Source organism: Nocardiopsis listeri, from assembly GCF_020741345.1.
GTDB classification, from domain to species: domain Bacteria; phylum Actinomycetota; class Actinomycetes; order Streptosporangiales; family Streptosporangiaceae; genus Nocardiopsis; species Nocardiopsis listeri_A.
In genome coordinates, this window is the sequence record NZ_DYZD01000132.1 from 1 (window position 1) to 12172 (window position 12172).

The 12172-nt window shown below is 68.9% G+C and carries 9 protein-coding genes and 1 pseudogene; 2 read left to right on the forward strand and 8 right to left on the reverse strand.

Going from position 1 to position 12172, the window contains the following annotated elements; translation table 11 throughout:
* From K8V84_RS07690 to K8V84_RS07705, 4 genes are all read right to left on the reverse strand, one after another.
* Window positions 1-2286, reverse strand: a 2286-nt coding sequence (locus K8V84_RS07690) for a serine/threonine-protein kinase (RefSeq protein WP_304072309.1), incomplete at its 3' end; no start/stop codon positions are given.
* On the reverse strand, window positions 2283-3509 hold the full coding sequence (locus tag K8V84_RS07695; RefSeq protein ID WP_304072328.1) for a hypothetical protein: 1227 nt from the start codon (window positions 3507-3509) through the stop codon (window positions 2283-2285). The genes K8V84_RS07695 and K8V84_RS07690, both read right to left, overlap by 4 nt.
* A 156-nt stretch (window positions 3510-3665) precedes the next feature.
* Window positions 3666-4223, reverse strand: a complete 558-nt coding sequence (locus tag K8V84_RS07700) for an AAA family ATPase (RefSeq protein ID WP_304072312.1) — start codon at window positions 4221-4223, stop codon at window positions 3666-3668.
* A gap of 87 nt (window positions 4224-4310) precedes the next feature.
* Window positions 4311-5489, reverse strand: coding sequence for a macrolide family glycosyltransferase (locus K8V84_RS07705; protein ID WP_304072314.1), 1179 nt, complete (start codon window positions 5487-5489; stop codon window positions 4311-4313).
* Between the two features lie 176 nt (window positions 5490-5665).
* On the opposite strand from K8V84_RS07705, the pseudogene K8V84_RS07710 reads away from it, so the two are divergent.
* Window positions 5666-5767: pseudogene (locus K8V84_RS07710) on the forward strand (antibiotic biosynthesis monooxygenase); the annotation flags it as partial.
* Window positions 5768-5985: 218 nt separating this feature from the next.
* Here K8V84_RS07710 and K8V84_RS07715 read toward each other — a convergent pair.
* From K8V84_RS07715 to K8V84_RS07730, 4 genes are all read right to left on the reverse strand, one after another.
* The gene (locus tag K8V84_RS07715) at window positions 5986-6843 is read right to left on the reverse strand and encodes a DUF308 domain-containing protein (RefSeq protein ID WP_304072316.1); all 858 of its coding nucleotides are present in this window, start codon (window positions 6841-6843) and stop codon (window positions 5986-5988) included.
* A gap of 202 nt (window positions 6844-7045) precedes the next feature.
* Complete coding sequence (locus tag K8V84_RS07720) at window positions 7046-8332, reverse strand: citrate synthase (protein ID WP_304072318.1); 1287 nt, start codon at window positions 8330-8332, stop codon at window positions 7046-7048.
* Window positions 8333-9126: 794 nt separating this feature from the next.
* The gene (locus K8V84_RS07725; RefSeq protein ID WP_304072320.1) at window positions 9127-10749 is read right to left on the reverse strand and encodes a peptide chain release factor 3; all 1623 of its coding nucleotides are present in this window, start codon (window positions 10747-10749) and stop codon (window positions 9127-9129) included.
* A gap of 102 nt (window positions 10750-10851) precedes the next feature.
* Window positions 10852-11541, reverse strand: coding sequence for a helix-turn-helix domain-containing protein (locus tag K8V84_RS07730; RefSeq protein WP_304072323.1), 690 nt, complete (start codon window positions 11539-11541; stop codon window positions 10852-10854).
* Between the two features lie 135 nt (window positions 11542-11676).
* On the opposite strand from K8V84_RS07730, the gene K8V84_RS07735 reads away from it, so the two are divergent.
* On the forward strand, window positions 11677-12172 hold a 496-nt coding region (locus K8V84_RS07735; RefSeq protein WP_304072326.1), incomplete at its 3' end, for an acyl-CoA dehydrogenase family protein.

The window sequence follows — 12172 nt, forward strand, 5'->3', positions numbered from 1 at the left end:
CCGTTGGGCCAGGGACCGGTAGCGGCGTTCCAGGTTGGAGCGCACCCCGTCCTCGGTGAGTTCGTCATCGAGAAGACGGCTCCCCGCGGGCGGGACCCCGCCGGCCCGGAGCCATTCCAGGGCGGACTCCAGGACCCGTGCGGCCAGTCGATCGACGGACTCGCTGTCCAGTCCGATCCGGCCGAGCCTCTCACCCGCCCGGACCAGGCCCATGCCGTCACCCGTGCCGCCCGCCAGCACGGAGATCAGCGCGGTCTGGGCGTGGACGTACATGCTGGACAGTTCCGGGACGGTGTCCAGTACCTCGATGGCACCGGTCCTGTCGTTCTGGGCGAGCCGGATCCTGGCCAGGCCGAACGCGGCGCTCACGTAGGAGTGGTCGGTGGTCCACACCGTGGCGTACCGGCGTGCGGCGACGTCGTGCTCACCGGTGCGTTCGCAGGCAAGGGCGAGCCCGAGCTTGGGCGCGGCCTCCCCGGGCAGGTGGTCGTAGAGCTCGGCGAAGTGGTCTCGGGCCTCGTTGAACCGGCCGGTGCTCAGCTCGGCGACGGCGAGGTACCACATGGTGCGCCAGTCGCCGGGGACCGCGATGCTGAACTGTTCCAGTACGTCCAGCGACTCCTTGTAGCGGCCGACCGTCATCAGCGCCCGGGACAGCATGAGCAGGGTCTCCGGAGAGGGCGCCCTGGCCGCCCTCAGGATCGGGATGAGCTCGTTCGGTGCCATGCCCAGGTGGTTGCGCAGGTGTTGTGCCGCGGGGTCGAACTGGTCGATGAGCGGTGAGGGCAGCAGCGCCGCGGCCTCGATGGGGCTGGGCGGGGACAGCATTCGGTCGGCGTCGTGTGCGCCGGACTCGGGCAGCCCGGTGAAGGTCTCACCGCCGAAGAGCGCGGAGGCCGCCGGGTGGGGCGTCCCCTCGATCTCCGCCAGCACCTCGCGCAGCACACCGGTGAGCTGGTCGGCCATGTCACCGGCGTCGTGGAAGCGTGCCTCGGGGTCACGGTGGGTCGCCCGGCGCAGGAAGCGGTCGTAGGACTCGAACCGCCGCAGCAACGGCACCTCCTGCCGGGGCGGAAGGTCGTGCGGGTACCTGCGGATGAAACTGAAGTGGAAGCTGAGCACCGCCAAGGCCCGCCCCACCGAGTACAGGTCGGCGCTGATGCTGGGGCCTGGTCCGCGCAGTTCCTCCTCGGGAACCCGGTACCCGGGGGTGGTGTAGACGGGGCTGAGCCCGTCGTCCATGCGTCGGACGCCGCCCAGGTCGATGAGCTTGATCTGCTCCTCGCTCTGGATGACGTTGTCCGGCTTGAAGTCGCAGTACAGCAGGCCCTTGGAGTGCAGGTAGCCCAGGGCCCTCAGGCACTCCAACCCGTAGGCGATGACCTGTTCCAGGGGCAGGACGTCATCGCTCGCCCCCTGTTCCCGACGCTCGATGAGCAGCTCCCGCAGCGACTTGCCGCCCACGTACTCCATGACGATGTGGCCGCCGGGGATTCCGGTGCGCGGGTCCGGGTGCTGGGAGAAGTTGATGATCTTGACGATGTTGGGGTGCTCGACCTCGGAGAGGAAGGCGCGTTCGGCGGCGGCCGCCTTGTGCGCCTCGGCGTCACCCGCGTTGAGCAGTCCCTTCAGCACCACCCAGCGGTTGTTGACGTTGCGGTCCCGGGCCAGGTAGATCCAGCCCAGGCCGCCGTGGGCCAGACAACCGAGCACCTCGTACTGGCCACCGACGACCTCGCGTTCGACCAGCTTGGGCGTGAAGGAGAACTGGGTGCCGCACTGGCGGCAGAAACCCTCGGTACGGCCCGGCTGGTCGCCCCTGGACCGGCCGACCCTCTCCGAGCAGTTGCCACAGAATCGGTTCTTCTCCGACACGACCGGGGCGGTCATGATCGCTTCGGAGGGGTCCTTCGCCGGTACCAGGGGAACCTGGACCATGCCCATCCCGAGCATGCCGCGTCGGGAACCGCCGCTGGAGGTACGTCCACTGCGTGAACCTCCGCCGGCCCCCGAGGTGCTGCCCGGGCCCGAGCGCCCCGAGATGCGGACGTTGCCGGAGCTGATCGGGTGTGAGTGGACGGACCCCTCGATGTCCACGGGGTGCCCGCCCGAAGGGCCGCTCCGCGAAGCCGAACCCTGTGGAGGCACGAAGGGCCCCGACGATGAGTTCGAGATCCCCGGTCCCGGTGTACGGGTGGTCGGCGCGTCCATCGGCGCCAGACCGCACACGCCGCAGAAACCGTCCTCGATCAGTCCCGGGCAGCCGGGGGAAGCACACTCGTTCATCTGTTCACACCGCCATCGTTGGTTCCGACCGAGGGGGTTTCGGTCCCCGCGAGCTCCTGAAGCGCCCTTTGGTAGGCGGACAGCGCCACGGTGGCGGCCCGCAGGTCGCAGGGGGCGTTCCACAGCTCCCAGTGCGCACGCCCATGGGGTTCGACGAGTCGTTCGTGTTCGGCCAGGCCCAGGCGCACCGCCCGGGCGCGGAAGGCGTCCAGGCGCCCTCTCAGTTCGGCCCTGCGTTGGAGGAGGCCACCGAGGTTGCGTTCCCGGTCGCGCGCGTCGTCCCCGCACTCGTGCACGGAGCGCTGTAGTTCCCCCAACCGGACGCCCAGGGCACGCCACCGCCGCCGGGACCGCAGTTCGTCCATCTCGGCGATGACCGCGCGCAGCTCCGGAACCGGGTCGGGGACGTCGACGGCCGCCGGGGAGGAGATCTTCGCGACCACGCGGAGGCGCAGTTCACGGGAGCGCAGCACCACCTTCTCGACGTCGTCGATGGCGGAACGGAGTCGGCTCACGTTCTCGTCGTAGGCGTCGCGCATGCGCAGGGCGTCCCGGAGTTCACCCCGGGTCCGGTCCAGGACCGAGCGCAGACGGTCCAGACCGGAGGTGTCCACGCCACCGTCGGCGACCAGCGCCAGCGGGTCGCGGCGCACGGTGTTCCCGACCCGCTCCAGCTCGGCGCGCAGGTCCTCGTACTCGTCGTCGGGGACCTCGACCATGTCCGCGAGCGTGCCGACCTCCTGCCACATCGCGTCGAGTTCGGCGAGCCTAGGGTGGAGGGCGTCCCAGGCGGTCTCCACCGCGGAGACCACCTCCGTGATCGCCTCGTAGTCGGCGGTCATCCGGGCGATGGCCTCGGCCAGGGTGATGTTCTCGGTGTCGGGGTCGAGCAGGCCGCGTTCGTTCAGGGGGACCTCGGCCAGGGGCAGGGTCACGGACTCGCCCATGAGCAGTCGGGTGAGCTCGTCCTGCGGGTCGGCGACTCCGGACTCCCGCAGGTTCGCGGCGTGCTCGACCACCGACTCGAAGACGGCGTGGATCAGCCACAACCGGTGGACGTGTACGTCCGTGGCCTCCCAACGGCTTCGGGTCCCACCGCTCAACTCGGCGTCACGGAGCAGGCGGTACACCGCGTGCCGGTCGAGGTCGGCCAGGTTGAGGGAGATCCGGTCGACCTCACCGCGGACACGATTGAGCGCGTGGTCGATCCCTTCCCGGCTCATCGGCGGCATGCCGAACCCCGACGCGTTCGCCACCTGCCGAATCACCCCCACCCTGTGTATAGAAAGAGTGTGGCGGCGCCCACCCCGATGCACAAGGGAGTTCGCGTTATACGGCCACGTACGGCCACAAGCACAACACGAGCGTCATCACGAGCATCACAGCGGCCCGCTCGCCGCGTCCGTGTGGAGGGTCCCGAGGACGAAACGGGCGCGCTCGACGACCGGCGCGCGGGGCAACAGGATCGTCTCGTACCCGCAGGAGGGGTAGGCCTCCCGCATCGCGGCGAAGGTGCGCTCGGCCTCCTCCGGCGACTGGTGCCGTTCGGCGTCCCCCGCGTAGATCTCCGGCCAGGGCGGGGCGAGGAAGACGCGCCGGTGGTAGCGGAACAGTCGGGCCGCCTCACGCACGTGTTCGGGGACCCGCAGACCCCGCTGGAGGAAGTAGCCGACCATGTCGGGCACACCCCGGTCGCAGAAGACCAGGCCCTCCCGGCGGGCCGCCTCCCGGTGCGAACGCATGTCCCACGAGAGCATCAGCTCGGCGAACAGGCCCTCGTCACGCCAGGACAGGCCGGGACCGCCGATCGCCCGCTGGTCGCGGATGATCGCCCGCCCGGCCTCCACGGTGCGCCCGTGGCCCAGCCCGGCGAGGTGGTCGATCAACGTCGTCTTGCCCGAACCGGGCCCTCCGGTGACGACGACGAGGTGGTCCATGGGCTCTGCCCCTTTCGGTGGGTACGGACACGGCCGGTGCGCCGCCCACGGGGACGGCGCACCGGTGTGGGATCGGGTCGGATCAGATCAGCTCTCGGGGAGTCCTGCCTCGATGAGGTCGGCCGCGTAGGGGGTGCCACCGCGCTGGAGTCGGCCACTGATGTCGGCCAGTCGGCGCGCGACCTCGGGGTCGGTGGTGAGGTCGAGCAGCGCGTCGCGCAGCGCCGCCGCGGTGGCCGCCTCGGTGTCGATCCGGCGGGCCACCCCCAGTTCCTGGAGACGGTCGGCGTTGTCGAACTGGTCGACCGCCTGCGGCACCGCGATCATCGGGGTGCCGGTGTGGAGCCCCTCACTGGAGCCTCCCATACCCGCGTGGGTGACGAAGGCGTCCGCCTGCCGCAGGATGTCCAACTGCGGGACCCACCGGTGGACCTCGACGGTGTCGGGGACCTCCCCCAAAGCGGACGGGTCGACGTACTCGCCGATCTGCAGGACGGTGCGCCACCCGGGCAGGTCGCCGAAGGCCCGCACGCACTCGCGGTAGAAGTCCGGCCGGTCCGTGTAGGCCGATCCCAACGACACCAGGACGACCCTCTCCGCGTCGGCCGGTCGGGTCCAGGACCCCTGGTCCTCTCGCTCGCCCAGGCAGGGCCCGACGAAGGTGACCGTGTCGGCCACGGTGTCGGCGAAGGGCTGCATCTCGCGCGGGATCATCGCCAACGCCCGGTCGGGTTCACCCGGAAAGCTGACATGGTCCAACCCCTCGACCCCGTTCGAGGCCAGCCAGGAGTCGAACTCGGCGAAGAACTCCTCCGCCCCAGGCTGCTCGCGAAGCCAGGCCATGACGGTGTCGGTGTGGTCGGCCCAGGCGACGTAGGTCGGGGACAGCTGGATGGTGGGGACGCCCCACTCGATCCCCATGACCCGGGCGGTGTACCCGCCGATGTCGTAGAGGAACAGGTCGGGGCGGTCCTGCTCGTAGGCCTTCCGAAGCACGGGCAGGCTGTTGATGGCGTCGTCGAGGAAGATCCCCATCCCCTCGATCGGGTCGTCGGTCCACTCCTCGTCCCCCGTGGGCAGGGTGGTGGTGAAGGGGACGAGCTCGGCTCCGGTGGATTCGATGAGCTCGCCGATCCGGCCGACGGGGTCGTTGGCGTAGGTGACGCGGTGGCCCCTGCGGACCAGTTCGCGGATGATCTCCAGGCCTGGCAGGACGTGGCTCACCGCGGGGACGCCGACCATGGCGATATGGGCACGACGGGTCATGGTTGTCTCCTGAGAGCTTCTACGGGTAGGACTGCGAAGCGCCGGTCCCCCGGAGGGACTGCGCGGAGGCGTCGAGGACGCGGGGGGTCCTACTGGTAGAACAGCTGCTGGAAGGCCATGGGCCTACTTTAGGGGAGGGTCCTTGGTCCCGTCCTCCCCTTTTTCCCGGAGCCCGCATGAACCCGGTCGCCCTCGCCATCTCGATCCGGGTGCCGCCCGGTGGACGCGAGGCCTTCCTTCTCGAAATCTCCCGCAACGCCGCACACGCGCCGCGAGACGAGCCCGGATGTGTGCGGTTCGACGTGGTGGGCGACCCCGAAGACGAGAACGCCTTCTGGCGTGTACGAGGTGTTCGCCGACCGGGACGCCCTGGCCGTCCACCGACGCACACAGCGCTTCCTGCTCTGGTGACGCGAAAAGGCCGAGTCGGTCGTTCCCGGCGGTCGACCGACTCGGCCCTCTCCTGGTCGGCGAGGACTGACCAGGGGCTCCTCCGTTACGGGGTGCCGGTGTCCTCGGGCGGGTCCTTGGGCGCGCGGTGTTTGCCCACGCGCGGGGCCGCGGTCTCGTCCTCGTGCGCGGAGGCCTCGGTGGCGCCGGCCGGATCACCCCGGTAACCGTCGCGGTAGCCGTCCGCGTAGCCGTCGTCGAAAGCGCTGACGTCGTGCTCGTCCCCTTCGGCGGTGGGGTCGTCGGCGAGCGGATCACCGCCCTCGGGCTCCGCGGCGTGCCGCGGCGCGGGCTCGTTGGCGTCGTGGCCCTCGGCGGACGCTTCACCGTACTCCGACGGAGCGATCTCGCCTGCCACGCTCCTGAGCCGCAAGCCCGCGATCACCAGGGCGATCCCGAACACGATCGCGTAGATACCGACCACGGCGACCATCGCCAACGCGCCCAGACCGGGCCAGAGCCACAGCAGCAGACCGAAGATCACCGACAGTGCCCCGGCGAAGATCAGCAACCACTCGGAGGTCATCTGCGCGCGCAGCCGTACCGCGGTGACGATCTCGGCGACGCCGGTGACGATCGCCCAGGCCCCGATGACGAAGACCAGGGCGACCACCGCGACGGTCGGCCAGATCAGGGCGGCAACACCCAGCAGGATGCCGAGCACCGACTGGATCACCAGGGCGAGACGGGAACCGGGGGCCGCCCGGAAGGCGGCGACCCCCAGCGCGATCCCGTCCACCAGCGCGAAGGCACCGAAAACGAAGGCCAGGGCCACCGTGGTGACCCCGGGCCAGATGAGCGCCACCAGACCGAAGATCACGGCGGCGACACCGCGAACGACCACGACCCACCAGCTTCGGCTCAGTTCGCCGAGCATGTCACCGGCCGACTCGTACCGGACCATAGCCGGGCCCCCTCCCTCGCGCGGCCCCCTCCGTCCGGGGCCGCTTCGTTGCCACTTCTCTCAACGTCGCACACCGATGACAGAAGGTACGCAAAGCACAAGGAAAGGGAGGTTCTATACCGTTCCTTCTTCGTGACGTACACAAGAACGCCCGCCCTCGTCGGTGACGCGGGCGGGCGGTCAAGGCGCTCTCAGGCGGGTGTCATCCCTGGCCGGGGTAGCGGCGCTCGTTCGAGCCGATGTAGTGCTGACGCGGGCGCGCGATCCGGAAGGCCGGGTCGTGCAGCTGCTCGCGGTAGTGGGCGATCCAGCCGGGAAGACGGCCGATGGCGAACAACACGGTGAACATGTTGGTCGGGAAACCCATGGTGCGGTAGATGACGCCGGTGTAGAAGTCGACGTTCGGGTACAGCTTGCGGTCGGTGAAGTACGAGTCCTGCAGCGCGGCGGCCTCGAGCTTGAGGGCCAGGGCGAAGAGCTCGTCCGGGTTCTCGTCCCGGTCCAGGATCTGGCTCGCCAGAACCTTGATCTCCTTGCTGCGCGGGTCGAAGTTCTTGTAGACCCGGTGCCCGAAGCCCATGAGGCGCATCTCGCGGGCCTTGACCTTCTCGAGGAAGTCCTCGATGGAGATGCCCGAGTCGCGGATCTCCTCCAGCATCTCCAGCACGGCCTGGTTGGCGCCGCCGTGGGACGGGCCGGACAGGGCGTTGATGCCGGAGGCGACGCTGGCGAAGATGTCGGCCTTGGCGGAACCGACCACGCGCACGGTGGCGGTGGAGCAGTTCAGCTCGTGGTCGGCGTGCAGCACCAGCAGCATGCCGACGGCCTTGTTGAACAGGTCGCCCAGGTCACCGGTGGGGGCCTTGTCACCGAAGGTCATCCGGATGAAGTTGTCGACGTAGTCGAGCGAGTCGTCCGGGGCGATCGGGGTCTCGCCGATCGAGTTGCGGTAGATGCGGGCCGCGATCGTCGGCAGCTTGGCCAACAGCCGGATCGTGGCGAGCTCCACCTGGTCGTCGTTCTCCGGGTCCGCGCTGTCCTCGTAGTAGGCGGCCAGGGTGTTCACGGCGCTGGCGATCAGTGCCATGGGGTGGCCGTTGCGGGGCATCGCGTCGATGAACGCGCCCATCTCGGCCGGAATGTCGGCGTTGTCGCGCAGCTTGTCCGAGAACTCCTTGAGCTGTCCGGGCTCCGGAAGCTCCCCGTAGATCACGAGGTAGGCGGTCTCGAGGAAGGTGCTGTGGACGGCGAGGTCCTCGATCGGGTATCCGCGGTAGCGCAGGATCCCGGCGGCCCCGTCGATGTAGGTGATCTTCGAGCTACACGAAGCGGTGTTGCCGAACCCCGGGTCCAGGGTCGTCATACCGGTCGACCCCAGCAGGGTCTTCAGCTCGATGGTGCTCTCACCCTCGGTACCGGTGAAAACCGGCAGCTTCAGCACGCCGCCCTCGTAGTGGAGCTCCACCGTGCGCTCTTTGTCATCGCTCATGCCCGAGGTCAACCTTTCCAGGCGGGGGATACGTGAGGTACGTCGAACGCAGGGCGATCCGCCGCCGCGTTCTTGATTCACTCGTTATTGTTCTGTTTTGTTAAACGCCAGTTAAGCAAAATCATATAAGTTTCACCGATTCACGAACAGGTGACATGCAACACATACCCAGACGTGCACAGAATTATCAGAGAGTGAAGATTTACAGACTTTGCCGAATGTCGTTAACAGCGTGATCGCCCTGAGACCTCGACGGGGACGGCGGGGTTCTCCCACCCGTCTTCCGCGAGTCTCCTGGACAGGTCCCCTGGGCACCCCGAAACCCACCCGAACCGGTCCGACGAGGGTGTCCTTCACAGATCCGGACAGACCCGAACAGAACTCGGTGCGGCCAGGTGTTCGAACGCGCCCTAGTGGCCCGAGATCAGGGTACCTTCGCCCTGATCACAGGGGTTGACGCGGGGTGCCTCCGACCCGGTGATCTTGGCCTCTGTCACCGACTCCGGCGGCACCGACCACCCTCCAGGGTCTGTTTCCCTACCCCTGAACCGGTCGGAGTATGTGCTCCGGACACGAGACTTCACAAACGGCCCGCGGCGCCCGCGCACCACCGGGACGAACGCCCCTCGGAGAACCCGCCGACGGCCCGAGACGGAAAGCCGACGGAGCCGGAACAGAGGACCGAAGTCCACAAAGGGTGACCGAGATTAACCCGGGGTAAACGAAACAAACGCTCTTTGTGGGAAAAGCGTCTCCCCGTTGGAAACCGGCGCTCCGGCGATCGCCGACGCCCGCTAACCCTCGTCGACGCCGCCCGCCAGCAAGGGCTCCATGAACAGCGACGGATGGTCTCGCTCGATGACCTTCAACCGCCACTTGTTGTGCACCAGCACCAGGAGCTCACCGTCGGAGCGACGACGTAGCACCTCGGCACCTGAAAGCCCGTGCAGGGTCGGCCCGGACTCGGCGTCGGTGCGTCGGGCCACGGAGTACTCCAGCGGCGAGGCCTCGATGGGGCTGCGGAACTCCTGCTCCATGCGGTGCTTGACCACGTCGAACTGCAGCGGTCCGACCGCCGCCAGCACCGGGGCCTGCTCACCGCGCACGTCCGAGGTGAGCACCTGCACCACACCCTCGGCGTCGAGCTGGGCGATCCCCCGCTGGAACTGCTTGTACTTGCTCGCGTCCAAGGCCCGCGCCACCACGAAGTGCTCCGGCGCGAAGCTGGGGATCGGCGGGTAGGACACCTTGGGGCCGTCGTAGAGGGTGTCCCCCACCGCCAGCGCCTGGGCGTTGACCAGGGCGATCACGTCACCCGGGTAGGCCGTGTCGATGGTGGAGCGGTCCGAACCGAAGACCGCCTGGGTGTACTTGGTGGCGAAGGGACGCCCGGTGGACGCGTGGGTGAGCACCATGCCGCGCTCGAACCGACCCGAGCTGACCCGCACGAACGCCATCCGGTCGCGGTGGTTCTTGTCCATGTTGGCCTGCATCTTGAAGACCTGGCCGGAGAAGGGCCGATCCACCGGGCGGGGCCGATCCTGGTCGTCGACCTTGGCCGAGGGCGCCGGGGCCAGACCCACGACCGCCTCCAGCAGCTGACCGACACCGAAGTTGGACAGCGCCGCACCGAACAGCACCGGGGAGGACTCGCCCGCCATGAAGGACTCGTGGTCGAAGTCGGCGCCCAGCGCCTCCAACAACTCGATCTCCTCCGTGGCCTGGACCCAGGCGTCCTGCTCGAGCTCGGCGGCCCGGTCGTCGTCCATGACCTCCTCGATGGCCTTCTGGGCGCCGCCGGGGGTCCGGGTCAACTTGGTGTAGGTGCCCGAGGCGCGGTCGATCAGGCCGCGGAAGTCACCGGCGATACCGACCGGCCAGTTCAGCGGGGTGGGGCGCAGCCCGATGCGCTGCTCGATCTCGTCGAGGAGTTCGAGGGGTTCGCGTCCGGGGCGGTCCCACTTGTTGACGAACGTGATGACCGGCATCTTGCGGGCACGGCACACGTCGAAGAGTTTGAGGGTCTGCGGCTCCAGGCCCTTGGCCGAGTCCAGCAGCATGATGGCGCAGTCGACGGCGGAGAGCACCCGGTAGGTGTCCTCGGAGAAGTCGGCGTGGCCGGGGGTGTCCAGCAGGTTGAGGACGTGACCTCGGTAGTCGATGCGCAGGGCGGCCGAGGTGATGGAGATCCCGCGGTCCTGCTCCATCGCCATCCAGTCGGAGGTGACGCCCTTGCGGTCGCCCTTGCCGTGCACGGCACCGGCGGACGAGATGGCCGCGGCGTGCAGCGCCAAGGCCTCCGTGGTCGTCGACTTACCGGCGTCGGGGTGGGAGATGACCGCGAAGGTCCGCCGACGTTCCGCCTCGTGTGCGACCTCGGACCCCTGTTTGTCCGTGCCCGCCGTGTCCACGCTCATTCCCGTCGTCGCCCCGCCTCGTCTGATCTCCCGTTTTTCGGCCCCGTACAGCCTATGCCCGCATGGGTGTGCCGGGGACAGCGGTCGAGGCGAACCGGGTTCCTACCTGCGCTCCTGGACCGCCTCCGTCACCCGGCGCGCCAGTTCCGCGGGATCGGTGTCCCCGGGGTAGACGGCCACCACGATCCGGTCCCGACCGGAGGCGCCCTCGCCCGGCTCTCCGAAGAGAGGCGCGGCCAGGGCGCGGACCCTCTCCATGGCCTCGTCGAACCGCCGCCACACCTGCCCGTCGTCCGGGTCGCGAAGCCAGCCGCGCAGGACGTGGTTGTGCGCCGCGATGACGGCGGCGGCCACCACCTCCACCTCCAACGAGGGGCGCCCGCCACCGGTGGCCTCGGCCAGGTGACGGCTGAAGGCCGCCTGGTAGCGGGCCGTCATGGCCACCTCCCGGTCGCGCAGCCGCGGGTGGGCGCGCACCAGCCGGTAGCGGGGCACGGTGATCTCGGGGTCGCGCACGTACCCCTGGAAGACCAGGCGGGCGGCGGTCAGCACGGAGTCCGTCGGAGACTCCGGGGAGGCCTCCATGTAGCGCACCACGGTCTCGAACAGTTCGTCGTGTTCGGCGAAGAGGACGTCCTCCTTGGAACCGAAGCGGCGGAAGAGGCTGCGTCGGCTCACCCCGGTCGCCTCGGCTATCCCCGCCATCGTGGTGGCGTCGTATCCGGCTTCGGTGAACAGGCGTACCGCCGCCAGCACCACAGCCCGGGTCCCGCCGCCATTGCGTTCGACCATCGTCCGTCTCCTCCTCGCCGAGACGACCCTTTCAGAGGATCACCGCCGCCGGTCGGTGTACTTCATCGCTTCCACCCCCTACTCTGGCACTGAATGCCAAACATCGGCACCTAGTGCCAGACACCGGGGAAGAACATGAGCGACTTCGACCTGTTCAAGACCAGCGAGGAGCACGAGGAGCTGCGCGAGGCGGTGCGCTCCGTCGCCGAAGACAAGATCGCGCCGCACGCCGCAGAGGTGGACGAGAAGTCGGCCTTCCCACAGGACGCCCTCGACGCCCTCACCGCGACGGACTTCCACGCCGCGCACATCTCCGAGGACTACGAGGGCATGGGCGCCGACGCACTGGCGACCTGCATCATCATCGAGGAGGTCGCCCGTGTGTGCGCCTCCTCCTCGCTGATCCCCGCGGTGAACAAGCTCGGCACCATGCCGCTGATCCTGGGCGCCTCCGAGGACGTCAAGCGTCGTTACCTGACCCCCGTGGCCCGTGGCGAGGCGATGTTCTCCTACGGTCTGTCCGAGCGCGAGGCCGGTTCCGACACCGCTTCCATGCGCACCCAGGCCACCCCCAAGGGCGACGACTGGATCCTCAACGGCCAGAAGTCGTGGATCACCAACGCCGGGGTGA